The sequence below is a fragment of the Aestuariicoccus sp. MJ-SS9 genome (assembly GCF_032586235.1).
Classification (GTDB): Bacteria; Pseudomonadota; Alphaproteobacteria; order Rhodobacterales; family Rhodobacteraceae; genus Aestuariicoccus.
This window is the reverse complement of sequence record NZ_JAWHTD010000027.1, coordinates 1-22830: the sequence shown is the minus strand read 5'-3', so window position 1 is coordinate 22830 and position 22830 is coordinate 1. Positions and strand designations below refer to the sequence as shown.

At 65.4% G+C, this 22830-nt stretch carries 26 protein-coding genes; 17 read left to right on the top strand and 9 right to left on the bottom strand.

Annotated elements, in window-relative coordinates:
- Positions 1–16: 16 nt before the first annotated feature.
- The 3 genes from RXV88_RS16090 to RXV88_RS16080 form a co-directional block, all read right to left on the bottom strand.
- Positions 17–1294: a thymidine phosphorylase gene (locus RXV88_RS16090; protein WP_316294515.1), complete on the bottom strand. Its 1278-nt coding sequence runs from the start codon at positions 1292–1294 to the stop codon at positions 17–19.
- On the bottom strand, positions 1291–1677 hold the full coding sequence (locus RXV88_RS16085; RefSeq protein WP_316294514.1) for a cytidine deaminase: 387 nt from the start codon (positions 1675–1677) through the stop codon (positions 1291–1293). Before RXV88_RS16085 ends, RXV88_RS16090 begins: the two co-directional genes overlap by 4 nt.
- Positions 1678–1750: 73 nt before the next feature.
- On the bottom strand, positions 1751–2215 hold the full coding sequence (locus tag RXV88_RS16080; protein ID WP_316294513.1) for a DM13 domain-containing protein: 465 nt from the start codon (positions 2213–2215) through the stop codon (positions 1751–1753).
- Between the two features lie 172 nt (positions 2216–2387).
- On the opposite strand from RXV88_RS16080, the gene RXV88_RS16075 reads away from it, so the two are divergent.
- The 3 genes from RXV88_RS16075 to RXV88_RS16065 all read left to right on the top strand — a co-directional run bounded on the left by RXV88_RS16075 (position 2388) and on the right by RXV88_RS16065 (position 5635).
- Positions 2388–4667 (top strand): NADP-dependent malic enzyme, encoded by a 2280-nt coding sequence (locus RXV88_RS16075; protein ID WP_316294512.1) that lies wholly within the window; start codon positions 2388–2390, stop codon positions 4665–4667.
- 105 nt (positions 4668–4772) lie between these two features.
- Positions 4773–5174, top strand: coding sequence for a hypothetical protein (locus RXV88_RS16070; protein WP_316294511.1), 402 nt, complete (start codon positions 4773–4775; stop codon positions 5172–5174).
- Positions 5175–5185: 11 nt separating this feature from the next.
- Positions 5186–5635, top strand: coding sequence for a hypothetical protein (locus tag RXV88_RS16065; RefSeq protein WP_316294510.1), 450 nt, complete (start codon positions 5186–5188; stop codon positions 5633–5635).
- A 49-nt stretch (positions 5636–5684) separates the two neighbouring features.
- Here RXV88_RS16065 and RXV88_RS16060 read toward each other — a convergent pair whose 3' ends face one another.
- Both RXV88_RS16060 and RXV88_RS16055 read right to left on the bottom strand, forming a co-directional pair.
- The gene (locus RXV88_RS16060) at positions 5685–6044 is read right to left on the bottom strand and encodes a hypothetical protein (RefSeq protein ID WP_316294509.1); all 360 of its coding nucleotides are present in this window, start codon (positions 6042–6044) and stop codon (positions 5685–5687) included.
- A 173-nt stretch (positions 6045–6217) separates the two neighbouring features.
- Complete coding sequence (locus RXV88_RS16055; RefSeq protein WP_316294508.1) at positions 6218–6493, bottom strand: acylphosphatase; 276 nt, start codon at positions 6491–6493, stop codon at positions 6218–6220.
- A gap of 172 nt (positions 6494–6665) precedes the next feature.
- On the opposite strand from RXV88_RS16055, the gene lepA reads away from it, so the two are divergent.
- The 9 genes from lepA (at position 6666) to RXV88_RS16010 (ending at position 13891) form a co-directional block, all read left to right on the top strand.
- Positions 6666–8468, top strand: a complete 1803-nt coding sequence (gene lepA, locus RXV88_RS16050) for a translation elongation factor 4 (protein WP_316294507.1) — start codon at positions 6666–6668, stop codon at positions 8466–8468.
- A 321-nt stretch (positions 8469–8789) separates the two neighbouring features.
- Entirely contained in the window at positions 8790–9185 is a 396-nt protein-coding gene (locus tag RXV88_RS16045) for a hypothetical protein (protein ID WP_316294506.1), read from the top strand.
- A complete protein-coding gene (locus RXV88_RS16040; protein ID WP_316294505.1) occupies positions 9182–9598 on the top strand; it encodes a helix-turn-helix transcriptional regulator in 417 nt (138 codons plus the stop codon). The genes RXV88_RS16045 and RXV88_RS16040 overlap by 4 nt, the downstream gene beginning before the upstream one ends.
- Complete coding sequence (locus tag RXV88_RS16035; RefSeq protein ID WP_316294504.1) at positions 9598–10089, top strand: hypothetical protein; 492 nt, start codon at positions 9598–9600, stop codon at positions 10087–10089. Before RXV88_RS16040 ends, RXV88_RS16035 begins: the two co-directional genes overlap by 1 nt.
- A gap of 152 nt (positions 10090–10241) precedes the next feature.
- Positions 10242–10670: a DsrE family protein gene (locus RXV88_RS16030; protein WP_316294503.1), complete on the top strand. Its 429-nt coding sequence runs from the start codon at positions 10242–10244 to the stop codon at positions 10668–10670.
- Between the two features lie 138 nt (positions 10671–10808).
- Positions 10809–11450: a 50S ribosomal protein L25/general stress protein Ctc gene (locus RXV88_RS16025; RefSeq protein ID WP_316294502.1), complete on the top strand. Its 642-nt coding sequence runs from the start codon at positions 10809–10811 to the stop codon at positions 11448–11450.
- Between the two features lie 123 nt (positions 11451–11573).
- Complete coding sequence (gene pth / locus RXV88_RS16020; protein ID WP_316294501.1) at positions 11574–12260, top strand: aminoacyl-tRNA hydrolase; 687 nt, start codon at positions 11574–11576, stop codon at positions 12258–12260.
- A gap of 78 nt (positions 12261–12338) precedes the next feature.
- Positions 12339–13514, top strand: a complete 1176-nt coding sequence (locus RXV88_RS16015; RefSeq protein ID WP_316294500.1) for a serine hydrolase — start codon at positions 12339–12341, stop codon at positions 13512–13514.
- Positions 13515–13516: 2 nt separating this feature from the next.
- Positions 13517–13891, top strand: coding sequence for a DUF2237 domain-containing protein (locus RXV88_RS16010; RefSeq protein ID WP_316294499.1), 375 nt, complete (start codon positions 13517–13519; stop codon positions 13889–13891).
- A gap of 35 nt (positions 13892–13926) precedes the next feature.
- Here RXV88_RS16010 and RXV88_RS16005 read toward each other — a convergent pair whose 3' ends face one another.
- The 3 genes from RXV88_RS16005 to RXV88_RS15995 all read right to left on the bottom strand — a co-directional run bounded on the left by RXV88_RS16005 (position 13927) and on the right by RXV88_RS15995 (position 16721).
- Positions 13927–14643: an LrgB family protein gene (locus RXV88_RS16005; RefSeq protein ID WP_316294498.1), complete on the bottom strand. Its 717-nt coding sequence runs from the start codon at positions 14641–14643 to the stop codon at positions 13927–13929.
- Complete coding sequence (locus RXV88_RS16000; RefSeq protein WP_316294497.1) at positions 14640–14996, bottom strand: CidA/LrgA family protein; 357 nt, start codon at positions 14994–14996, stop codon at positions 14640–14642. The genes RXV88_RS16005 and RXV88_RS16000 overlap by 4 nt, the downstream gene beginning before the upstream one ends.
- Before the next feature lie 132 nt (positions 14997–15128).
- Positions 15129–16721, bottom strand: a complete 1593-nt coding sequence (locus RXV88_RS15995) for a 2-isopropylmalate synthase (RefSeq protein WP_316294496.1) — start codon at positions 16719–16721, stop codon at positions 15129–15131.
- Between the two features lie 346 nt (positions 16722–17067).
- Between RXV88_RS15995 and RXV88_RS15990 the strand changes: the two genes are divergently transcribed.
- Both RXV88_RS15990 and RXV88_RS15985 read left to right on the top strand, forming a co-directional pair.
- A complete protein-coding gene (locus RXV88_RS15990) occupies positions 17068–17733 on the top strand; it encodes an SDR family NAD(P)-dependent oxidoreductase (protein WP_316294495.1) in 666 nt (221 codons plus the stop codon).
- Positions 17730–19256 (top strand): cryptochrome/photolyase family protein, encoded by a 1527-nt coding sequence (locus RXV88_RS15985; protein WP_316294494.1) that lies wholly within the window; start codon positions 17730–17732, stop codon positions 19254–19256. The genes RXV88_RS15990 and RXV88_RS15985 overlap by 4 nt, the downstream gene beginning before the upstream one ends.
- Before the next feature lie 378 nt (positions 19257–19634).
- Here RXV88_RS15985 and RXV88_RS15980 read toward each other — a convergent pair whose 3' ends face one another.
- Positions 19635–20003 (bottom strand): MerR family DNA-binding transcriptional regulator, encoded by a 369-nt coding sequence (locus RXV88_RS15980; protein ID WP_316294493.1) that lies wholly within the window; start codon positions 20001–20003, stop codon positions 19635–19637.
- Positions 20004–20113: 110 nt separating this feature from the next.
- Here RXV88_RS15980 and RXV88_RS15975 point away from each other — a divergent pair, with 110 nt between their 5' ends.
- The 3 genes from RXV88_RS15975 (at position 20114) to RXV88_RS15965 (ending at position 22468) form a co-directional block, all read left to right on the top strand.
- The gene (locus tag RXV88_RS15975; protein WP_316294492.1) at positions 20114–20536 is read left to right on the top strand and encodes a PaaI family thioesterase; all 423 of its coding nucleotides are present in this window, start codon (positions 20114–20116) and stop codon (positions 20534–20536) included.
- 3 nt (positions 20537–20539) lie between these two features.
- Entirely contained in the window at positions 20540–21049 is a 510-nt protein-coding gene (locus RXV88_RS15970; protein WP_316294491.1) for a PaaI family thioesterase, read from the top strand.
- Between the two features lie 96 nt (positions 21050–21145).
- Positions 21146–22468, top strand: coding sequence for an MATE family efflux transporter (locus tag RXV88_RS15965; protein ID WP_316294490.1), 1323 nt, complete (start codon positions 21146–21148; stop codon positions 22466–22468).
- Positions 22469–22830: the final 362 nt, after the last annotated feature.

Here is a 22830-nt window from a genome sequence, read left to right as displayed (position 1 = left end):
CTCTATCCGCGGCGCGTCACGCGATCCGCTCGCGCACCAGCGGCCCCACCTTGGGCGATGCATCGCCCAGCGTGATCGCCGCGCGCACCGCTGCCGCAGCCTGGTCCGCCTGGCTTTCGCGGGCGGCGTGGACCCGCGCCAGCGGCTGGCCCTTTTCCACCCGCGCGCCCCGCGCCACCACATCTGTGAGGCCCACCGCCGGGTTCACCACGTCGGTTTCCACCGCGCGTCCACCGCCCAGATGGACCACCGCCAGCCCCAGCGCCTCGCCATCCATCGCCGACACCACGCCCGCCTCGGTCGCGGTCACCTCGCGGATCACCGGGGCCTCGGGCAGGTAACGCGACCAATTCTCGACAAAGCCCTTGGGCCCGCCCAGGTCATAGACCATGCGCCCGAACCGCTCCGCCGCCGCACCGGACGCCACACTGTCACGCAGCCTGTCCTCGTCCGGCACCAGCTCTTTGCCCAGCGCGACCGACAACTCCAGCAACGGGCCCGTGTCCAACCCGGTCAGCACCCGCATCACCTGATCGACCTCGACCGCGTTGCCGAGGCTCGGCACCAGCGGCGCATCCATGTCGGTGATCAGCGCGGTCGTCCTGCAGCCTGCCGCATTGGCCGTGCCCACCAGCGCGCGGGCCAGCGCACTGGCCTCTTCGTCGGTCTTCATGAACGCGCCGCTGCCCACCTTGACGTCCAGCACCAGCCCCTCCAGCCCCGCCGCCAGCTTCTTGGACAGGATCGAGGCGCAGATCAGGTCGAGCGATTCCACCGTCGCCGTCACGTCCCGCACCGCATAAAGCCGCTTGTCGGCGGGTGCGATATCGGCGCTGGCCGACACGATGGCGCATCCCACGTCGCGCACCACCTCGCGAAAGCGCCGCTCTTCGGGGTTCACGTTGTAGCCCGGGATCGCCTCGAGCTTGTCGAGCGTCCCCCCGGTGTGGCCCAGCCCCCGGCCCGAGATCATCGGCACGTAGACGCCGCATTCCGCCAGCATCGGCGCCAGCACGAGGCTGACGCAATCGCCCACCCCGCCGGTCGAATGCTTGTCGAGCACCGGCCCGTCCAGATCCCAGTCCAGCACCCGGCCCGAATCGCGCATCGCCAGCGTCAGCGCCGCGCGCCCCTCTTCCGAGAGGCCCCGCAGGCAGACGCCCATGGCAAAGGCCCCGGCCTGCGCCGCGCTCACGGTGCCGTCGGCCAGGCCTTGCGCGAACCAGGCCAGCCCTTCGGTGGATGGCTCCTCTCCGCGCCTCAGCGCGGCGATGACCTCGCGCGCGTCGGTCATTCCATATGCTCGCGGCCGAACGCGCCCGGCAGCAGCTCGGCCACCGTCATGCGCTTTTCCAACCCGCCGGTCGTGGCCATGGTCACCACCACGTCGCCATCGGCGAATTCCGCCAGCTTTTGCCGGCAACCGCCGCAGGGGGGCACCGGCGCGGGGCTTTCGGCGATGACATAGGCCTCTGTGATGCGCGTCTCGCCGCCCGCCACCATGGCCGCGATGGCCCCCGCCTCGGCGCAGGTGCCCTCGGGCGAGGCGACGTTTTCCACGTTGCACCCGGCGTAGACATTCCCGTCCGCCCCGCGCAGCGCCGCGCCGACCTTGAACCGGGAATAGGGCGCATAGGCCTTTTCGCGCACCGCCGTCGCCGCTTCCTTCAACGCCATCGCTGTCTCCTTTGCTCATCGGGCCGGGCGCCCATGTTGCGAACCCGGCCTCCGCTTTGCAAGGAAAAGCCGCCTAGCGGTACTGCGCCGCGGTGATGAATTCGCCGAAGCTCTCGCACCAGACCAGCACGGTGTCATAGGCGGTCAGGTCGACGCCCTGAGGCAGGTCCAGCAGGAACCCGCCAAAGGTTTTCACATCGCCCACCAGCAGCGCATCGGCCTTGAGCGGGGCAAAGCCATCCTCGTCCTCGACAAAGCCGTTCACGAGATAAAGCTTGTAATCCGGCCCCGGCGCCAGCTTGCCCTCGTGTACGATTTCGGTGGGCGTCAGGCTGACGGCCCCCTCGCCCCAATGCAGAAAATCGCTGCCCTCGAGATCGCGGATGAATTCCCCGGAAAAAAGCGCGCGTTCTGCGCTGTCCTGCAGCATCTCGGCAGGCGGCGCGTCGGGCGCGATGAGAATCGGCAGGGTATAGACCCCCAGCGCAAAGCCCACCGCCAGCGCCGCCCCATGTGTCAAAAAACCGATTATCCGCATGGCTGCCCTTCCCCGAAACGCGATGCACCATTATCGCGCCAGCCTAGCCGGAGCTGCGCGCGGCGCAAACACCATCTTCAAGCCTGCGCAGAAACTGCTCCGCCCGCACGCCGCCTTTTCCAAGCGCCCCGGATGGTTTACCCCTGATCCGAATTGCATGGGGGGCGGAAGAATGACCGATTCGACCAACGAGACGCTGCGTCAGGCGGCGCTTTTCTATCACGAACATCCCAAACCCGGTAAGCTCGAGGTCCGCGCGACCAAGCCGCTGGCCAACGGCCGCGACCTGGCGCGCGCCTATTCGCCCGGCGTGGCCGAGGCCTGTCTGGAAATAAAGGACGACCCGCTCAACGCCGCCCGCTACACCACGCGCGGCAACCTTGTGGCGGTGGTCAGCAACGGCACCGCCGTGCTGGGGCTGGGCAACATCGGCCCGCTGGCCTCGAAACCGGTGATGGAGGGCAAGGCGGTGCTCTTCAAGAAATTCGCCAATATCGACTGTTTCGACATCGAGGTGAACGAGACCGACCCCGAAAAGCTGGCCGAGATCGTCTGCGCGCTGGAACCCACCTTCGGCGCGATCAACCTCGAGGACATCAAGGCCCCCGATTGCTTCATCGTCGAGAAAATCTGCCGCGAGCGGATGAACATCCCCGTCTTTCACGACGACCAGCACGGCACCGCCATCGTCGTCGGCGCGGCGGCCACCAACGCGCTGCGCATCGCGGACAAGACGTTCGAGGATATCAAGATCGTCTCGACGGGCGGCGGGGCGGCGGGCATCGCCTGCCTGAACATGCTGCTCAAGCTGGGGGTGAAGCGCGAGAACATCTGGCTTTGCGACATCCACGGGCTGGTCTATGAGGGCCGGACCGAGGACATGAACCCGCAAAAGGCCGCCTTTGCCCAGCCCTCCGACCTGCGGACGCTGGACGATGTGGTCGACGGCGCGGATCTGTTCCTGGGGCTCTCGGGGCCGAATGTGCTGACGCCCGACATGGTCGCGAAGATGGCCGAACGGCCGGTCATCTTCGCGCTGGCCAACCCCAACCCCGAAATCATGCCCGACGCCGCGCGCGCGGTGTCGCCCGATGCGATCATCGCGACCGGGCGGTCGGATTTCCCCAACCAGGTCAACAACGTCCTCTGCTTTCCCTTCATCTTCCGCGGCGCGCTCGACGTCGGCGCGACCGAGATCAACGACGACATGGAGATCGCCTGCGTCGAAGGCATCGCCGCCATGGCGCGGGCCACCACCAGCGCCGAGGCCGCGGCGGCCTACAAGGGCGAGCAGCTGACCTTCGGCGCGGAATACCTGATCCCCAAACCCTTCGATCCGCGCCTTTCGGGCGTGGTGTCCTCGGCGGTGGCCAAGGCGGCGATGGAGTCGGGCGTGGCCGTGCGCCCGCTCGACGATCTGGCCGCCTACAAACGCAAGCTGGATGCATCGGTCTACAAATCCGCGCTGCTCATGCGCCCGGTATTCGACGCCGCCAGCACCGCCAGCCGCCGCATCGTCTTTGCCGAGGGCGAAGACGAACGCGTGCTGCGCGCGGCGCAGGCGATCCTCGAGGAAACCACCGAAACCCCGATCCTGATCGGCCGTCCCGAGGTGATCGCCAGCCGCTGCGAACGCATGGGCCTGGAAATCCGGCCCGACCGCGATTTCAATCTGGTGAACCCCGAAAACGACCCCCGCTACCGGGATTATTGGGAAACCTATCACCACCTGCGCGCCCGGCGCGGCGTCACCCCCGACCTGGCACGCGCCATCATGCGCACCAACACCACCGCCATCGGCGCGGTGATGGTCCACCGCAACGAGGCTGACAGCCTGATCTGCGGCACCTTCGGCGAATACCGCTGGCACCTCAATTACATCGAACAGGTTCTGGGCAACGAAACCCTGCATCCGCATGGCGCTTTGTCGCTGATGATCCTGGAAGACGGGCCGCTCTTCATCGCCGACACCCATGTCAACGTCTATCCCTCGCCGGAACAGCTGGCCGAGACCGCCATCGCGGCGGCGCGGCACGTCAAGCGGTTCGGCGTGACCCCCAACATCGCGCTTTGCTCGCAATCGCAATTCGGCAATCAGGGCGAAGGCAGCGGCAACCGCCTGCGTGAGGCCATCGCGATCCTCGACGCCGCCCCGCGCGATTTCTGCTACGAGGGCGAAATGAACGTGGACGCAGCACTCGACGGCGAATTGCGCGAACGCCTGCTGCCCGGAAACCGCATGAAGGGGGCCGCAAACGTGCTGATCTTCGGCCATGCCGACGCGGCCTCGGGGGTGCGCAATATCCTCAAGATGAAAGGCGGCGGGCTCGAGGTCGGGCCGATCCTGATGGGGCTGGGCAACCGCGCCCATATCGTGACGCCCTCGATCACCGCACGCGGGCTGCTGAACATGGCCGCCATCGCCGGCACGCCGGTGGCGCAATACGGCTGACAAGAGGGGCGGCGCGGCCGCTGACCCTCCGGCGGATGACAGGCGCTGAAACTCGCGCTATGATTGAGTAAGATTTCAGACCTGCCACCCGGCCGGAGGTATTTCATGACCTGTATTTCACGCGCCTGGATCGCGCTTTTCTGCCTGTGCGGGACGCCCGCCCTGGCGGACGGCCTTCTGGGCAACACGATCGGCGACCTGGGCACGACCCGCGGCGTGCTGATCCCCGAGTTGCAGCGCGCCGAACCGTCGCAAACGCTCGAAGAGGCGCTGACCACCGCCGCGCCGACCAGACCGGCGCAACCGCTGGCGACGTTCGAAACCCTGACCGCGCGCAAAACCACCGAGCAGATGCAGTTCGAAGAGGATGCGCAACGCGCGCTCGAGATTCCGGTGTCGAACATTTGCATCACCGCGGTCGGTGCCTGCGAAGTGGCCTATACCACAACCGGCTCCACCTGTTTCTGCTCCACTGGCAAGTCGGTCGAACTTGGCCTCGTGCAATAGGAGAGCGCGCCATGTCCATTGTCACGAAAACCGTCGAAATCCTGAAACCCTTCAAGGACCTGATCACGATCGTGGTCTTCCTTGCCGGCGCGGGCTACGGGGCGATCAGCTATTTCGCCACCGCGCAGCAGCTGGCCGAAACGCAGGAGGCGCTGCAAAAGCAGCTGGCCTTGCAGCATGCACAGGCCGAGGCATCGCTGACCGAGCTCAAATGCCTCAACGCGCTCAACCGCGACTACCTGCGCGCCCAGATCGAAGAGGTCGGATTGCGCGCGCTGCTGGAGAAGAACCTGCAGAAATCGGGCCTTCTGCGCGACGACACCAGCGATTTCGCCCGGGTCGAGCTCGCCAGCCTCGAGCTGTCCCGCACGAGCCTGACCGCACAGCTGTCGCGGGTGAACCAGCGGCGCGACGCGCTGCTGCTGGCGTTGCAGAACGGCGATTGTTCCAATAGCGCCTGAGGCGCGGTGCGCAGTGAATGCGCACCCTACGGCGCTGCGCCTGGTGATGTCAGACGCCGCTGCAGATGCCCTCGGCGCGCGCCACGAAGGATTTGTAGCGCTGCCAGAACGCCTCGTGACTGGCGCGGTCGGATTGCCGGATCTCTTGTGCCTGATGCGGATCTTGGAAGAACTTCACCGCCAGGCGCTGGTCGGCGCTGCTGAGCTGCCGGTTCGCCACGCTCTGGATGCAGCCGCAGAGCCGTCCGTTGGCCGCCCGCCGATCCGACCGCACGCAGGCCTTCTGGATCGGCCCGGACGCGAATTGCACCGATGCGCCGCCATAGAACCGTTCCACCCGGTTCTTGCCGCCGCCCCCACAGGCGCCCAGTAACAACAGCGCCGACATTGCCAGAAGAACTGCCTTCATCTCATCCGGTCCCCTTACCGCCCGAAGCCGGGGTTTTCCCCGTGCCGCAGGCCACTCTGCCTTGTGCCGAATATGCGCCAAGCGGGGCAAATGATCAACATTTCCGTGCCCGATGCGCCCCGCCCGTAGGGTGCGCATTCACTGCGCACCGTCTCCCCGGCCCCGCAGACGCCCTACCGCCTGATGTCGAACCCGTCGAAACGCTCCTCTGCGCGTTCCAGCGGAACCGCCTCCACCTCCGTGACGTGCGCCGCCCGCGGCCCCTCGCGCATCCGCGCGATCATCGCCTCGACGCTCCCGGCATCGCCCTGCAGCACCGCCTCCACCGACCCGTCGGCGCGGTTGCGCACCCAGCCCCTCAGCCCCAGCGCCTCGGCCTCCCGCCGCGTCCACGCCCGGAACGCCACCCGCTGAACCCGACCGCGCACCACCACCCTGACAGAGCTCATCTCTCCGATCTCCCGTCCCGTAGGGTGCGCATTCACTGCGCACCGCCCCGGCCCCGTTTCACCGCGATCCGCCGCCCCGGTCCGGCCTGCGCCCCGGGCCCGATGCGCCGCGCACCGTTCCTGCGCACGCGCCACCTTGACCGCCCCCCAATTCCGCCGCATATCCCCGAACATGACCCCACTCTCGCATATCCGCAACTTCTCCATCGTTGCTCACATCGACCACGGGAAATCCACCCTGGCCGACCGGCTGATTCAATCCACCAACACCGTCTCGGCCCGCGAGATGAAGGAACAGCTGCTCGACGCCATGGACATCGAGCGCGAGCGCGGGATCACCATCAAGGCCAACACCGTCCGCATCGAGTACAAGGCCAAGGATGGCGAGGTCTATATCCTCAACCTCATCGACACCCCCGGCCATGTCGACTTCGCCTACGAGGTCTCCCGCTCCATGCGCGCGGTCGAGGGCTCCCTGCTGGTGGTCGACGCCACCCAGGGCGTCGAGGCGCAGACCCTGGCCAATGTCTATACCGCCATCGAGGCCGATCACGAGATCGTCCCGGTGCTCAACAAGATCGACCTGCCCGCCGCCGAACCCGACCGCGTGCGCGAACAGATCGAGGACGTCATCGGGATCGAGGCCCACGACGCCGTCGAAATCTCCGCCAAGACCGGGCTCGGCATCCCCGACGTGCTCGAGGCGATCATCCACCGCCTGCCCCCGCCCCACGGCGGCGACCGCGACGCGCCGCTCAAGGCGATGCTGGTCGACAGCAAATACGACCCCTATCTCGGCGTCGTCGTCATCGTCCGCGTCATCGACGGGGTGCTGAAAAAGGGCCAGCGCATCAAGATGATGAAGACCGGCGGCACCTACGACATCGACCGCATCGGCATCTACCGCCCCGCCATGCAGGACGTGGCCGAACTGGGCCCCGGCGAGATCGGCTATATCACCGCCCAGATCAAGCAGGTCCGCGACACCCGCGTCGGCGACACCATCACCACCGAGAAAAAGGGCTGCGACACGCCCCTTCCCGGCTTCAAACCCTCGGTCCCCGTGGTCTTCTGCGGCCTCTTCCCGGTCGACGCCAACGATTTCGAAGACCTGCGCGACGCGATGGAGAAACTGGCCCTCAACGACGCCTCCTTCAGCTTCGAGATGGAAACCTCCGCCGCCCTCGGCTTCGGCTTCCGTTGCGGCTTTCTGGGGCTCTTGCACCTCGAGGTGATCCGCGACCGGCTCGAGCGCGAGTACAACATCGAGCTCATCACCACCGCGCCTTCGGTGATCTACAACATCTACATGAAGGACGGCGAGAAGATCGAGCTTCACAATCCCGCCGACATGCCCGACCCCTCCAAGATCGACCACATCGAAGAGCCGCGCATCAAGGCCACGATCCTGGTACCCGACGATTATCTGGGCGACGTGCTGAAACTCTGCCAGGACCGCCGCGGCATCCAGCTCGACCTGACCTACGCGGGCTCCCGCGCCATGGTGGTTTACGACCTGCCGCTCAACGAGGTGGTCTTCGACTTCTACGACCGGCTGAAATCGGTGACCAAGGGCTATGCCAGCTTCGATTACCAGATGATCGGCTACCGCGAGGATGCGCTGGTCAAGATGCAGATCCTGGTGAACGACGAGCCCGTCGACGCGCTTTCCACCATGGTCCACCGCGACCGCGCCGAAATGCGCGGCCGCGCGATGTGCGAGAAACTCAAGGACCTCATCCCCCGCCACATGTTCAAAATCCCGATCCAGGCCGCGATCGGAGGCAAGGTCATCGCCCGCGAAACCCTCTCGGCCCTGCGCAAGGACGTGACGGCGAAATGCTACGGCGGCGACGCGACCCGCAAGAAGAAACTGCTGGAAAAGCAGAAGGCGGGTAAGAAGAAGATGCGCCAGTTCGGGAAGGTAGATATCCCCCAGGAGGCGTTTATCTCAGCCCTCAAAATGGACGGCTAAGCCGTCCTTTTTGAGGGACGGTGGGCGAAAGCGGGCCTTTGATCAAAGGGTCTTGGGTGGTCACAGCAACTAAGCTACGGCCACCAGCTACTGAGTTTTCAGTGCTAACCGAAAGGTAAGTCGGACGAAAATCGTGATTCGACTAGTGCACGTTGTTGTGGAGGGCACCGCATTCTTCTAATAGTAGCGTGACGCATACATATAGGTCCTATTCATGAGTCAACGCTAGATGATGGTTGCGACGAGATGACATCTCCAGGATTTTGCTTTAGGGAGTTGTCAAGAGTTAAGGCCTAACTTAAGTATTGGGTGTCAGTAAACGTGCTAAACAACTATGAGAAGATCGCTCAGGGAGAATTCTGCCAGGTTTTAGCTTCACCTGATGTGATCGGACTATTGAAAGTGCACGCAGAAAAGAACGCCAAATCCAAGAAGGAGGCGAAGAAAATTGTTGATATACTTCAGAGACTTGCCGACTTTGGCCTACAGCAGGTGAACAACAAAGAGCAGTTTCGACGCGAAGGCAAATTTCCGACGGGTAAGCACGGTCTTCCTGTTTTCGTTTGCAAGGCTTGGCAACTGCGCGTGTACGGCGGATTTGCAACAATCAAAGGCGTCAAGTTTTTCATCTGTGAAGAAGCCGTAATCAAACAAAAGAATAAAGCGAATCCTTCCGTTCTTGATCGGGTAGGATCTCGCTTGGGAGAATACCAATGAGCACTCTTCTGACCTCCCTCGAAGCCAATAGTGCTGAAGAGCGGATCGATGATCGCCTGCAGAGGCTTGCTCTGTCTTTTCAGTTTGCCATTCAAACCGAGATGGATGCTAGAGCGATCTCTAAAAAACAACTGTCTAGATTGATGGGCGTTTCTCAAGCGCGTGTTTCTCAATTACTGTCCGGAGACGGAGCCAATTTGACTCTGAAAACGATCGCGAAAATCTCGGAAGCATTGGACGCCGATTTTGAGGTTTCTGAGCGCAAGAAGTTCTTGGAAATGTGGCAAAAGGCCAATTGCCAAGTAGAGAAGTCGCCTTCGAATCACAAAGCACCCGAAGGGTTTATCCGGAAAGACTTCTGGCGCGATGCAACTGCGAATAGAAACAAATTTCCGTCCGAGATCGCAGCCTGATGACGAACTCGCTCACAAGAGTCGACACTGACGAACTCTCGTTCGTCAGTGACAGATTTGATGAAAATGAATATGCTCAAGTTGCGCAATTGGCGCGACTTCAGCAAGTGCACCTGATGTCTTGCGAATACGAAGCAAAAATTCCTGAGATATTGGTCCAGCAGGACTTGGAGCATGGCACCTTGAGGCCTTCATACGAAGGCGAGCCGGAAGCATACAGTTTTGACAGAGAGCATGGCTTCAGCGTCGGAGAATACACTTGGCGTGCTGACGTCAAGCAAGGAAGACGGAAGCTCTTAAAGTTGAAATGTACCTATGTTCTGGTTTATGACAACTTCCAAGACTGCGATGAAGCGTATACATATCTCTATTTTAAAAAAGTGGGAAGGTTTACAACTTACCCATACTTTAGAACTCAGTTCTCTGTGCAAGTCGGTGCTTCTGGCCTAACCTTCCCGCCGTTGCCCTCCCTAATTGATCGCGTGGACTAGAGCGGAACTGAATGGGTTAGTCGCTATTTTCAAGTAACTCATTGCGCGCAACTTGCTGCCGTTCCTTCCACGGCTTACTCCCCCACAACAAAACACATGCGCATATGAAAATCTGTGTTACCCTTCCCCCACCAACCGGGAGGAACCGCTTCATGAAACATCTTCTGTCCGCCGCAGTGCTGGCGTTGGCCACGCAGGCTTCGGCCGAGGGGCTGACCCATCGCGTCGCGATCCATGTCAACCAGGCCGATCCGGCTGTCATGAACACGGCGCTCAACAACGCGCAGAACGTCTATAGCCATTACGCCGAGCAGGGCGACGCCGTGATCATCGAGATGGTCGCCTATGGCCCCGGCCTGCAGATGTTCGTCCCCGGCAAGAGCCCGGTCGAGCAGCGCATCAGCACCATGAGCCTCGAGATGGACAACCTGAAATTCTCCGCCTGCGGCAACACGCTGAAGAAGATGGAGAAAAAGGTCGGCCACGAGGTCGCGCTGATGTCCGAGGCCGAGATCACCCCCTCGGGCGTGGTGCGGCTGATCGAACTGCAGCAGCAGGGCTACGCCTACGTCCGCCCCTGATCCGGACCCGCGACAGCGGCGCGCGGGCCGAACCGCGCGCCAAACCCCTTGCCATCCTCTCCAAACCGCGCTACGCGCACGGTTTCATGCCGGGTGACAGCCTTGGAGGCACCCGGCCTTTACATATGGAGAGACAACATGGCTGGAGAGATCCCAGATCTTCACGCTCAGGAACGCACGGGGACAGGCAAGGGCGCCGCTCGTCAGGCACGCCGCGACGGCATGGTTCCGGGCATCGTTTTCGGCGGTGACACAGACCCGCTGCCCATCAACCTGCCCTTCAACGAACTGCTGAAAAAGCTGAGGGCCGGGCGGTTCAAGTCGACGCTGTTCAACATGAAGGTCGACGGGCATGACGACGTCCGCGTGATCTGCCGCGACGTGCAGCGCGACGTGGTCAAGGACCTGCCCACGCATGTGGATTTCATGCGCCTGCGCCGCACGACCAAGATCAACCTGTTCATCCCCGTCGAGGTGCTGAACGAGGCCACCGCGCCCGGCATCAAGAAGGGTGGCGTGCTGACCATGGTGCGCCCCGAGGTCGAGCTGGTCGTGACCGCCGGTGACATCCCCGAGAAGATCACCATCGATCTGGCCGGCCTGAACATCGGCGACACTGTCACGATTTCCGACGTGACCCTGCCCGCGGGCACCAAGCCGACCATCGACCGCGACTTCGTGATCGCCAACATCTCGGCCCCGTCCGGCCTGCGCGCCGCCGAGGACGAAGAGGAAGAGGCCCCCGAGACCGAGGTCATCAACGAGGCGAGCGAGGACTAAATCCCGCCACCGTTGCACCGATAAGCGGCCCCGCTGTCACCGGCGGGGCCGTTTTGCATCCGCCGCTTTGCCAAAGCCCCGGCGGCGCGTTAGACAGACGGAAGCTGCAAGACGGAGGCAAGCGTGCAGATCTTCGTGGGCCTGGGAAATCCGGGCGCAAAATACGCCCGCAACCGGCACAACATCGGCTTCATGGCGCTCGACCGGATCGCCGAGGCGCATGGCTTTGGCCCGTGGAAGGCGCGTTTTCAGGGCCAGGTGGCCGAGGGGCGGCTGGGGTCCGAGAAGGTGCTGCTGCTCAAGCCGGAAACCTTCATGAACCGTTCGGGTCAGTCCGTGGGCGAGGCGATGCGCTTTTACAAGCTCGCGCCCGAGGACATCACCGTTTTTCACGACGAGCTCGACCTCGCCCCCGGCAAGGCCCGCGTCAAGCAGGGCGGCGGGCACGCGGGGCACAACGGGCTGCGCTCGATCCACGCCCATATCGGCGAAAACTATGCCCGCGTGCGGCTTGGCATCGGCCACCCGGGGCACAAGGACAAGGTCGCGGCCTACGTGCTGCACGATTTCGCCAAGGCCGAGGAAGGCTGGCTTGACGATCTTCTGCGCGGCATCGCCGATGGCGCGCCGGATCTGGCGGCGGGCGACACCGGCAAATTCATGAACGCCGTGGCTTTGCGCGTCGCACCCCCGCGCTCGGGCGGCGCGGCAAAGCCAGCCAAGGACAAGCCCGCCCCCGACAAGGCCGCAGAGACACCGCCCGAGGACATCCGCAGCCCGTTGCAGAAACTGGCCGACCGGTTCCGGTGACCGCGCGCATCGCGCCGCCCCACGGTTGCCCTTGCACACCGGCGCGCCACATGGTCCCCTGAACCGAGGGAGACGCAGATGCGCAGATTTCTGAAACGCGGCGGGGCGGTCCTGCTGATCCTCGCGGTTCTGGCCGGGGCCGCCGCGCTCTGGAAGCGCGAAGCGTTGGCGCGCCTGATGGCGGTCAACACGCTCTTTGCCGAGGACCGGATCGTCACCAATTTCTCGCACATGGACGACCTCTTCGAATCCGCGCCGGTGCCGCGCGGCGACGGCCCGGTGGCCGAGCTGCCCCAAGGCCCGCCCCTGACCATGCCCGATGGCTTCGACACCTTCCTGACCGGCCGCGCCGTGACCTCGCTGGTGGTGCTGCACGATGGCGCGCTGGTGCACGAGAGTTATTACATGGGCACCGGGCCGGACGATCTGCGCATTTCGTGGTCGGTGGCCAAATCCTATCTCTCAGCGCTTTTCGGCGTATTGCTGGCCGAAGGCGCGATCGGCAGCCTTGACGATCCGGTGACCGACTATGCGCCAGAGCTTGCGGGCGGGGCCTATGACAGCGCCACGATCCGCAACGTGCTGCAGATGTCCTCGGGAGTGACATTCGACGAGGATTACCTCGATTTCTGGAGCGACATCAACAAGATGGGCCGGGTCCTGGCTTTGGGCGCCTCGATGGACGGCTTTGCGGCGGGGCTGAGCGAGACCTTCCAGCCCCCCGGCAGGGGCTGGAAATACGTCTCGATCGACACCCATGTGCTGTCGATGGTGCTGCGCGGCGCGACCGGGCGGTCGATCCCCGAACTGCTGAGCGAAAAGATCATCGCGCCGATGGGGCTGGAACGCACGCCCTACTATGTCACCGACGGCTACGGCGTGGCCTTCGTTCTGGGCGGGCTCAACGTCACCACCCGCGATTACGCCCGCATGGGCCAGATGTTCCTGCAGAACGGCGCCTATAACGGTCGCCAGATCGTGCCGGCGGACTGGGTCGCCGAAAGCACCGCGCCCACGGCCAATACCGACCCGGGCAAACTGCGCTATGGGTATCAGTGGTGGATCGCCTCGGACCCGCGCCCGGGCGAATTCCTGGCGCGCGGGGTCTACGGGCAATATGTCTACGTCAACCGCCCCGCCGGGGTGGTCGTGGCCACCACCGGGGCCGACCGCGCCTTCCGCGACGAGGGCGCCTTCGACGAAAGCCTGGCGATGTTCCGCCGCATCGCCGACGCGGCAGAGGGGAGAGACTGACCATGCGCAAGGATCCCGCCATCAACGTGCTGGGCGGCCCGCTCGAGCTGTGCTCAAACGATCCGGTCACCGGGTTTTTCCGCGACGGCCATTGCAACACCTGCGACGCCGATCAGGGCAGCCATACGGTCTGCGCCGTGATGACCGACGAATTTCTCGCCTTCTCGAAATACGTCGGCAACGACCTCAGCACCCCGCGCCCCGAGTTCGGCTTTGCCGGGCTCAAGGCCGGGGACCGATGGTGCCTCTGCGCCGCGCGCTTTCTGCAGGCCCACGACGAAGGCTGCGCCCCCGATGTCCGGCTCGAGGCCACCCACCAGCGCGCCCTCGACATCGTCCCGCTGGCGGTGCTTCAGACCCACCGCCGCGACGGCTGACACCGCCCGGCGCACCGCCGCCCCGGACAGCGTCCTCAGACCAGCCAGCGCACCAGCACCGGCACGATCAGGCTCGTCAGCAGGGCGTTCAGCGCCATGGCGATCCCGGCATAGGCCCCGGCCACCGGGTTCACCTGAAACGCCCGCGCCGTGCCGATCCCGTGTGCGGCCACGCCCACCGCAAAGCCTCTGGCCCGCCAGTCCCCGATCCGCAGAAGGTTCATCAGCGGCGTCACCGTCACCGCCCCGATGATGCCCGTCAGGATCACCAGCACCGCCGTCAGCGACGGCAGCCCGCCCACCGCCTCGGATATCCCCAGCGCCACCGGCGCCGTCGTCGACTTGGGCGCCACCGACAGGATCAACTCCGGCGGCAGCCCAAACGCCCGCGCCAGCAGAATGGCCGAGCCCGCCGCTACAACAGATCCCGCCACCAGCGCCAGCAGGATCGGCAGCACCGAATGCCGGATCGTCTCGCGGTTGTCCCAAAGCGGCAGCGCCAGCGCCACCGTCGCCGGGCCCAACAGGAAATGGATGAACTGCGCGCCCTCGAAATAGGCGGCATAGGCCGTCCCCGTCCCCCACAGCACCGGCGCGATCAGCAGCACCGACATCAGCACCGGGTTGGCCCAGGGCGGGTTTCCCAGCCGCCGCGCCAGCGCATCCGCCGCCAGATAGGCCAGCACCGTCGCCGTCAGCCAGGTCAGCGGCGAGGTGGACAGATAGCTCCAGAGCCGCGCCACATCCGTCATGCGCCCGCCCCCCTTTCGGTCAGACGCCGCACCAGGATGAACGTCCCCACCGCCGCCAGCATCGCCAGCAGCGTCGAAACCGTCAGGATGATCAACAGCGCCAGCCAGTCCTTCGACAAGACCTCCAGATTGCCGATGACGCCGACCCCCGCCGGCACGAACATCAGCGACAGATTGGCCAGGATCACGCCGGTCGTGGGCCGCAGCCTCTCGGCCAGAGGCGGGCTCAGCCGCAAGAGCAGCAACAGCAGCGCAAGCCCCAGCACCGGCCCCGGAACCGGCAGCGCAAGCCCGCGCGCCGCGACCTCTCCGATCAGCTGGCAGCTTAGCAAAAGCCCGAATGTGGCAAGCATCGCGGTCACGCCCTTTCGATTGGTGTCACCGCCATTCTGCCGTGATCCGGCGGCCCGGACCATAGCCCTTCCCGCCGCACGCGCCCGCCCAAAAAAGCGCGGCGGCGGAGCATCCCTCCGCCGCCGCCCTGCTCAGCTCACATCCTTGTAGCTGATTTCCTTGACGTCCCGGCCCGCCTTCGCGCGCCGCACCAAAAGCCGGTTGAGCGCGTTGATATAGGCCTTGGCCGAGGCGACCACCGTATCGGTATCCGCCGACTGGCCGGTCGCGATCATGCCGTCCTCTTCCAGCCGCACGCTCACGGTGGCCTGCGCATCGGTGCCCTCGGTCACCGCGTTCACCTGGTAAAGCTGCAGCCGGGCGCTGTTGGGATAGGCCTCTCGCACCGCCTTGAAGGTCGCATCCACCGGGCCGTCGCCCTCGCAGGTGGCGCTCACGTCCTTGCCGTCGATCTCCATCTCCAGCACCGCCTGCGCCGGGCCGCCGGTGCCGCAGGTCACGGCGAGGTTGACCAGCTGCAGCCGGTTCATGTCGCCATCGGTGGTGGCCGTCACCAGCGCCAGGATGTCCTCGTCATAGACCTCCTTCTTGCGGTCGGCGAGCTCCTTGAACCGCACGAAGATGTCCTTGAGCTGGTTGTCGCCCACTTCGACGCCCATCTGCCGCAGCTTGTCGCGCAGCGCGGCGCGGCCCGAATGCTTGCCCATCACCAGGTTGGTGGCGGTCAGACCCACATCCTCGGGGCGCATGATCTCGAAGGTCTCGGCGTTCTTGAGCATGCCGTCCTGGTGGATGCCGGATTCATGCGCAAAGGCGTTCTTGCCGACGATGGCCTTGTTGAACTGCACCGGAAAGCCCGACACCGTCGCGACCCGGCGCGAGATATGCATGATCTTGCGCGTGTCGATCCCGGTTTGGAACGGCATGATGTCGCCGCGCACCTTCAGCGCCATGACGACCTCTTCCAGCGCGGTGTTGCCCGCGCGCTCGCCCAGCCCGTTGATCGTGCACTCGATCTGCCGCGCGCCGCCCTCGACGGCGGCCAGGGCGTTGGCCGTGGCCATGCCCAGATCGTTGTGGCAATGGGTGGCAAAGACCACCTCGTCGGCACCCGGCACTTCGGCGATCAGCCGCCGGATCAGATCGGCGGATTCGCGCGGCGCGGTATAGCCCACGGTGTCGGGGATATTGATCGTCGTGGCGCCCGCCTTGATGGCGATCTCGACCACCCGGGCGAGGTAATCCCACTCGGTCCGCGTGGCGTCCATCGGCGACCATTGCACGTTGTCGCAAAGGTTGCGCGCATGGGTCACGGTCTCGTGGATGCGCTCGGCCATCTCGTCCTGGGTCAGGTTCGGGATGGCCCGGTGCAGCGGCGAGGTGCCGATGAAGGTATGGATCCGCGGCTTTTCGGCATGTTTCACCGCCTCCCAGCAGCGGTCGATATCGGGCAGCTGCGCCCGCGCCAGCCCGCAGATCACCGCGTTCTTCGATCTCTCCGCGATCTCGCTCACCGCGCGGAAATCCCCCTCCGAGGCGATGGGAAAGCCCGCCTCGATGATGTCCACGCCCATATCGTCCAAAAGCTCGGCGATCTCCAGCTTCTCGGCATGGGTCATCGTCGCACCCGGCGATTGCTCGCCGTCGCGCAGCGTGGTGTCGAAGATCACCACGCGGTCCTTTTCCGCCTTGGGCGCGGCCTTGTCTTTAACTGTCTCAGTCATCTCGAAAAATCTCGCTTGTCTTCATCCGTGTCTTCGGCGCGATGGCAAAGCCCCTCTGAGCGGACGCGCCGGGACGGCACGCTCAGAGGCGGATTAGAAGAAGACGCAGGTCAAGCGCAAGCCCGGCAAGGGCGCGCACGGCACATCCGATATGACCAACAGCGTTCATGCGCGCCATAATACGCCGAACACGGAAAATGAAAACCCCCGAATGCACCGCACCCCCGCCCCCCTTCATCTGGTCAAAAATATCCCGGGGAGCGCGAGGGGCAGCGCCCCTCGCTCCCGAACCCGGCCAAGGGCGCCACCCCTTGATCCCCCCGCCCCGCCCGCTAGCTGCGCGATCATGGAAAATGCACTCATCATCGGCGCCTCGGGCGGTATCGGCTCGGCCCTCACGCAGGCCCTGACGGCAAAGGGCACCCGCGTCACGACCCTGTCGCGCCGCGACGACGGGCTGGACGTCACCGACGAGGCCTCGGTCGCCCATCACCTCTCCCGCCTCGATGGCCCGTTCGACCTGATCCTCACCACCACCGGCGCTCTGGAAATCGACGGGGCAGAGCCTGAAAAGACGCTGAAACAGCTTGACCCCAAGGCCCTACAGAACCAGTTCGCGCTCAACGCCATGGGCCCTGCGCTGGTGCTGAAACACAGCCTCCCTCTGATCCCGCGCGACCGTCCGGCGATCTTCGCGGCGCTCTCGGCGCGGGTGGGCTCGATCGGCGACAACCGGCTGGGCGGCTGGTACAGCTACCGCACCGCCAAGGCCGCACTCAACCAGCTGATCCATTCGGCCGCCATCGAACTGGCGCGCAGCCACCGCCATCTGGCCTGCGTCTGCCTGCACCCGGGCACCGTCGAAACCCCCTTCACCGCGAAATTCGCCAGCCGCCACCCCACCGTCCCCGCGCCCGAGGCCGCGCAGAACCTGCTGCGTGTCCTCCATGGCCTCACCCCCGCCGATACCGGCAAGTTCTTCGACTGGCAGGGCCACGAGGTGCCGTGGTGAGCCGCCTGATCCTGATCCTCGGCGACCAGCTGACCCCCGATATCGCCGCGCTGAAAGAGGCCGACAAGGCCACCGACACCATCGTCATGGCCGAGGTCGCGGACGAGGCCACATATGTCCGCCACCACCCCAAGAAGATCGCGCTCATTTTCGCCGCCATGCGCAAATTCGCGGCCCGGCTGCGCGGCGACGGCTGGGATGTCCGCTATACCGAACTGGATGACACCGCCAACTCCGGCTCGATCCCCGGCGAATTGCTCCGCCGCGCCGAGGAAACAGGCGCGACAGAGGTCCTCGCCACCGAACCCGGCGAATGGCGGCTGATCCAGGCTCTTCACGACGCGCCGCTCAAGGTCATCCAGCTGGAAGACACCCGCTTCGTCGCCTCCCACAAGGAGTTCGACGACTGGGCCCGGGGCCGCAAGGCCCTCAGGATGGAGTATTTCTACCGCGAGATGCGCCGCAAGACCGGCCTTCTGATGGCGGGCACCGACCCCGCCGGCGGCAAGTGGAACTACGACCACGACAACCGCAAACCCGCCCCCGACAGCGTCGATTACGGCGGCCCGATGCAGTTCACCCCGGACGCCACCACCGAGGCCGTGCTCGACCTGGTCGAGGCGCGCTTCGGCAACAGCTTCGGCAATCTGCGCCCGTTCCACTACGCCACCGATGCCGAAGAGGCGCGCCGTCAGCTCACCCACTGGATCAAACACGCGCTGCCCAAATTCGGCGATTTCCAGGACGCCATGCTGGATGGCAACCGCTTTCTCTATCACTCGGTGATCTCGCCCTATATCCACCTCGGCCTGCTCGACCCGCTCGAGGTCTGCCAGGCCGCCGAAGAGGCCTGGCGCGAGGGTGCCGCGCCGCTCAACGCGGTCGAGGGCTTCATCCGCCAGATCATCGGCTGGCGCGAATACGTCCGCGGCATCTACTACCGCGAGGGCCCCGGTTACACCCGCCGCAACGCACTCAACCACCAGCGCAAACTGCCCGATTTCTACTGGACCGCCGACACCGACATGCGCTGCGTGGCCAAGACCGTCGAACAGACCCGCGACGAGGCCTATGCCCACCACATCCAGCGCCTGATGGTGACCGGCAATTTCGCCCTGCTCGCGGGCATCGACCCTTCCGAGGTGCACGAATGGTATCTCGCCGTCTATCTCGACGCCTTCGAATGGGTCGAGGCCCCGAACGTCATCGGCATGAGCCAGTTCGCCGACGGCGGCGTCATCGCGTCCAAACCCTATGTGTCCTCAGGCAGCTATATCGACCGGATGTCGGATCACTGCGGCCATTGCGCCTATTCGGTAAAGGCCAAGACCGGCAAGAACGCCTGCCCGTTCAACCTGCTCTACTGGAATTTCCTGATCCGCCACCGCGAGCGGTTTTCCAAGAACCCCCGAATGGGCCAGATGTACGCCACCTGGGACCGGATGAAGGACGACCGCAAAGAGACGGTTTTGCGCGAGGCCGAGGCCTTTCTGGACCGGATGGGAAAAGGCGAGCGGGTCTAGGGCGGACGTGGAGGTCCCGGGTAAAGCCCGGGACTCGGTTGCGCCCTAGGCTGCGGCCAGCGCCTGCCCGTGGGATGGCGCAGCTACCGACATTCTGTGCGCTTTATCCCAGCCCAGTCATTCCCCCGACCGAACGGCGCGCCAACGTCACCAAAGCGGCGGCCTTCGGCCTTGCTTCCGCGGCCCATGCGCTTTGAAAGATGTCGGTCACCCAAAGCCGATGGCGATGGATCGGCACACAAACACTTGTCAGCCCACGCGGACCCACCGCGCGCCGCGGCCACGGAACGTCAACTTATCTTAATATTTCAATAAGTTAAATGTCAGCCTCCCTGCCCCAATGTTTCGCGCGCGAAACATAAGGTCACAGACACTGATCTATCCCAGCCGCGCCGCCGTCTCATCGCGCAGCGTCTTCAGCTCGGCCATCGCCTCGTCAAGCTGCGCGCGCTGCTCGGCCAGCTCCTGCATCTGCCGGTCGGCCATCCCGATCCAGGCGCGCATCTGCGCCTCGGTGCCCTCTTCCTCGTAGATCAGCAGCCACTGCCGGATGTCCTCCAGCTGAAAGCCGAACTTGCGGCCGCGCAGGATCAGCGTCATCCGCGCCACCTCGCGCGGTCCGTACCAACGCGCGCGCCCGTCGCGCTCGGGCTGCAAAAGCTCGATATACTCGTAATAGCGCAGCGTCCGCGGCGTCACGTCGAACTTCGCGCACATCTCTTTAAAGCTGAGGCGTGTTTCGGCCATTCTCGTCCCCCTCGTGGCGCAAAGGTACGGCCAGCCTGCCGTGAGGGCAATCCCCAAGGCTTGCGCCCGCCCCCGCGCCGTGGTCCAAGGTTTCCAGCAGAGGATCCGCCATGACCGCCGACAAAGCCCGCATCGCCCGCCAGTTCATCGAAACCATCCCCCACGCCCGCGCGCTGGGGATGGAGATCACCGAGATCGGCGACGGCGTGGCGGTGATCCGCATGGGCTACGCGCCCGAGCTGGTGGGCGATCCCGAAACCGGCGTGATCCACGGCGGCGCGGTGTCGGCGCTGATGGACACCTGCGGCGGCGCGGCGGTGATGAGCCATCCCCAAAGCCCCGCCGGAACCGCCACCATCGACCTGCGCATCGACTACATGCGCGCGGCCACCCCCGGCCAGGCCATCGTGGCGCGGGCCGAATGCTATCACATCACCCGCTCTGTGGCCTTCGTGCGCGCCACCGCCTGCGACGACGACACCGGCCGGCCCGTGGCCACCGCCACCGGCGCCTTCACCGTGGAAGGAGCCTGAGCCATGCCGCGCAAGGCCCCCGAACCCGTCCAGCAGGTCAAGCAGCGCCGCGACGCCGCCCTGCGCGCGCTTGCCCACGGTGTGCCCTACATCCAGTTCCTCGGCATCACATTCGACCGCCGTGGCGACGAGCTGACGGCGATCCTGCCCTTCGACGACAAGCTGATCGGCAACCCCTTCCTGCCCGCCATCCACGGCGGCGTCACCGCCGCCTTCCTCGAGGTCACCGCGATCATCACCCTCAGCTGGTCGGTGCTCTGGGAGGACATCGAATCCGGCGTCATCGGCCTCGACGCGCTCGAGGCCGGCGACCTGCCGCGCCTGCCCAAGACCATCGACTTCACCGTCGACTACCTGCGCTCGGGCCTGCCCCGCGACGCCTATGCCCGCGCCCGCGTCACCCGCTCGGGCCGCCGCTACGCCTCGGTCCAGGCCGAGGCCTGGCAGGACAACCGCGACCGCCCCTTCGCCCAGGCCGCCGCGCATTTCCTGATGCCGCGCAAGGATGGCTAGGCGCCCCGCCCCTGCTTCTTCTTGGCGGAAATACTCCGGGGGCTGCGCAGCAGCGGGGGCAGCGCCCCCTCCTCCGCCACCACCCCACGCTGAGCCATGACCGAAGCGCCCCGCCCCGTCACCCACAAAAGGGTGCTCAAGATCGCCGTGCCGATCCTTCTGGCCAATGTCACCGTGCCGATCCTCGGCGCGGTCGACACCGGGGTCGTGGGCCAGATCCCCGCGCCCGAGCCCATCGCCGCGGTGGGCGTCGGCGCGATCGTCCTGTCGGCGGTCTACTGGATCTTCGGCTTTCTGCGCATGGGCACCGTGGGGCTGACCGCACAGGCCGCCGGCGCGAATGACCGCAGCGAAATCGCAGCACTTCTGACCCGTGTGCTGATGATCGGCCTCATGGGCGGGCTCGCGCTCATCCTGCTGCAACCGCTGATCTTCGCCGGCGCCTTCGCCATCACCCCCGCCAGCGCCGAGGTCGAGGCGCTGGCCCGCGACTACATGCGGATCCGCATCTGGTCCGCCCCCGCCGCCATCGCGCTTTACGGCATCACCGGCTGGCTGATCGCCCAAGAGCGCACCCGCGCCGTACTGGCGCTGCAGCTGTGGATGAACGGCGTCAACGTCACGCTCGACCTGGTCTTCGTGCTGGCGATGGGCTGGGGCGTGCCCGGCGTCGCGCTGGCCACCTTCATCGCCGAATGGAGCGGGCTGGCGCTGGGGCTCTGGCTCTGCCGCGCGGCCTTCCGCGTGCCCGACTGGCGCGACTGGCCGCGTGTGTTCGACGCGATACGGCTCAAACGCATGGCGGTGGTGAACACCGACATCCTGATCCGCTCGCTGCTCTTGCAGACGATCTTTGTGTCGTTCCTGCTGCTGGGCGGACGCTTTGGCGACGTGACGCTGGCGGCCAACCAGGTGCTGCTGCAATTCCTGCACGTCACCGGCTATGCGCTCGACGGGTTCGCCTTCGCGGCCGAGGCACTGGTGGGCCGCGCCATCGGCGCCCGCGCCATCACCCAACTGCGCCGGAGCACCGTCCTGACCAGCCTCTGGGGCCTGGGGCTGGTCACCGGGCTGGCGCTGGCCTTCTGGCTGCTGGGGCCCTGGCTGATCGGCGTCATGGCGCAGGATCCGGCGGTGCGCGCGGCGGCGCTGAGCTACCTTCCGTGGATGGTCGCCGCCCCGCTGGTGGGGCTGGCGAGCTGGATGCTCGACGGGATCTTCATCGGCGCCACGCGGTCGGCGGACATGCGCAACATGATGCTGGTCTCGGCGCTGGTCTATGGCGCGGCGGTGCTGACGCTGCTGGAGCCGCTGGGCAACCACGGGCTCTGGCTGGCGCTGCACATTTCGTTCATCGCGCGCGGGGTGACGCTGGGCCTGCGCTACCCGGCGCTCGAGCGCGCGGCAGCGGCGGGCTGAGCGGCTGCGTGGAGGACGGCGAGGGCGGCGGCACGGAAGCCTTAAAGGCCCGTGAGTGTTCCGCACCGGCGCGCGGGGCGCGCGGGCGATCCGGCCGCCGGCAGCGCCGCCGATCCCCTGACGCGGCGCGTGCCATTCCCCTGCCTTGCGCGCTAGACGCGCCTCGGGCCATTGAGACCGCGCCGGGTTCACAAATGGTTAACCCGATCAATCCAGAACGAAGATCGTCGGAGATCGAAAGATATCTGGCGATCCCGCGAGGACTCGAACCCCGAACCTGCTGATTAGGGTCAGGACTCATTCACATTTCATAGCCAGAACATGACGGTTGCGGCTAACGCGATGGCTGAGAGGAAGGCCTT

What these genes read in the sequence shown, in the direction of transcription:
- RXV88_RS16090 (WP_316294515.1), bottom strand. Translation starts at nt 1,294, where the DNA reads ATGACCGACGCGCGCGAGGTCATCGCCGCGCTGAGGCGCGGAGAGGAG.
- RXV88_RS16085 (WP_316294514.1), bottom strand. Translation starts at nt 1,677, where the DNA reads ATGGCGTTGAAGGAAGCGGCGACGGCGGTGCGCGAAAAGGCCTATGCG.
- RXV88_RS16080 (WP_316294513.1), bottom strand. Translation starts at nt 2,215, where the DNA reads ATGCGGATAATCGGTTTTTTGACACATGGGGCGGCGCTGGCGGTGGGC.
- RXV88_RS16075 (WP_316294512.1), top strand. Translation starts at nt 2,388, where the DNA reads ATGACCGATTCGACCAACGAGACGCTGCGTCAGGCGGCGCTTTTCTAT.
- RXV88_RS16070 (WP_316294511.1), top strand. Translation starts at nt 4,773, where the DNA reads ATGACCTGTATTTCACGCGCCTGGATCGCGCTTTTCTGCCTGTGCGGG.
- RXV88_RS16065 (WP_316294510.1), top strand. Translation starts at nt 5,186, where the DNA reads ATGTCCATTGTCACGAAAACCGTCGAAATCCTGAAACCCTTCAAGGAC.
- RXV88_RS16060 (WP_316294509.1), bottom strand. Translation starts at nt 6,044, where the DNA reads ATGAAGGCAGTTCTTCTGGCAATGTCGGCGCTGTTGTTACTGGGCGCC.
- RXV88_RS16055 (WP_316294508.1), bottom strand. Translation starts at nt 6,493, where the DNA reads ATGAGCTCTGTCAGGGTGGTGGTGCGCGGTCGGGTTCAGCGGGTGGCG.
- lepA (WP_316294507.1), top strand. Translation starts at nt 6,666, where the DNA reads ATGACCCCACTCTCGCATATCCGCAACTTCTCCATCGTTGCTCACATC.
- RXV88_RS16040 (WP_316294505.1), top strand. Translation starts at nt 9,182, where the DNA reads ATGAGCACTCTTCTGACCTCCCTCGAAGCCAATAGTGCTGAAGAGCGG.
- RXV88_RS16035 (WP_316294504.1), top strand. Translation starts at nt 9,598, where the DNA reads ATGACGAACTCGCTCACAAGAGTCGACACTGACGAACTCTCGTTCGTC.
- RXV88_RS16030 (WP_316294503.1), top strand. Translation starts at nt 10,242, where the DNA reads ATGAAACATCTTCTGTCCGCCGCAGTGCTGGCGTTGGCCACGCAGGCT.
- RXV88_RS16025 (WP_316294502.1), top strand. Translation starts at nt 10,809, where the DNA reads ATGGCTGGAGAGATCCCAGATCTTCACGCTCAGGAACGCACGGGGACA.
- RXV88_RS16015 (WP_316294500.1), top strand. Translation starts at nt 12,339, where the DNA reads ATGCGCAGATTTCTGAAACGCGGCGGGGCGGTCCTGCTGATCCTCGCG.
- RXV88_RS16010 (WP_316294499.1), top strand. Translation starts at nt 13,517, where the DNA reads ATGCGCAAGGATCCCGCCATCAACGTGCTGGGCGGCCCGCTCGAGCTG.
- RXV88_RS16005 (WP_316294498.1), bottom strand. Translation starts at nt 14,643, where the DNA reads ATGACGGATGTGGCGCGGCTCTGGAGCTATCTGTCCACCTCGCCGCTG.
- RXV88_RS16000 (WP_316294497.1), bottom strand. Translation starts at nt 14,996, where the DNA reads ATGCTTGCCACATTCGGGCTTTTGCTAAGCTGCCAGCTGATCGGAGAG.
- RXV88_RS15995 (WP_316294496.1), bottom strand. Translation starts at nt 16,721, where the DNA reads ATGACTGAGACAGTTAAAGACAAGGCCGCGCCCAAGGCGGAAAAGGAC.
- RXV88_RS15990 (WP_316294495.1), top strand. Translation starts at nt 17,068, where the DNA reads ATGGAAAATGCACTCATCATCGGCGCCTCGGGCGGTATCGGCTCGGCC.
- RXV88_RS15980 (WP_316294493.1), bottom strand. Translation starts at nt 20,003, where the DNA reads ATGGCCGAAACACGCCTCAGCTTTAAAGAGATGTGCGCGAAGTTCGAC.
- RXV88_RS15975 (WP_316294492.1), top strand. Translation starts at nt 20,114, where the DNA reads ATGACCGCCGACAAAGCCCGCATCGCCCGCCAGTTCATCGAAACCATC.
- RXV88_RS15970 (WP_316294491.1), top strand. Translation starts at nt 20,540, where the DNA reads ATGCCGCGCAAGGCCCCCGAACCCGTCCAGCAGGTCAAGCAGCGCCGC.
- RXV88_RS15965 (WP_316294490.1), top strand. Translation starts at nt 21,146, where the DNA reads ATGACCGAAGCGCCCCGCCCCGTCACCCACAAAAGGGTGCTCAAGATC.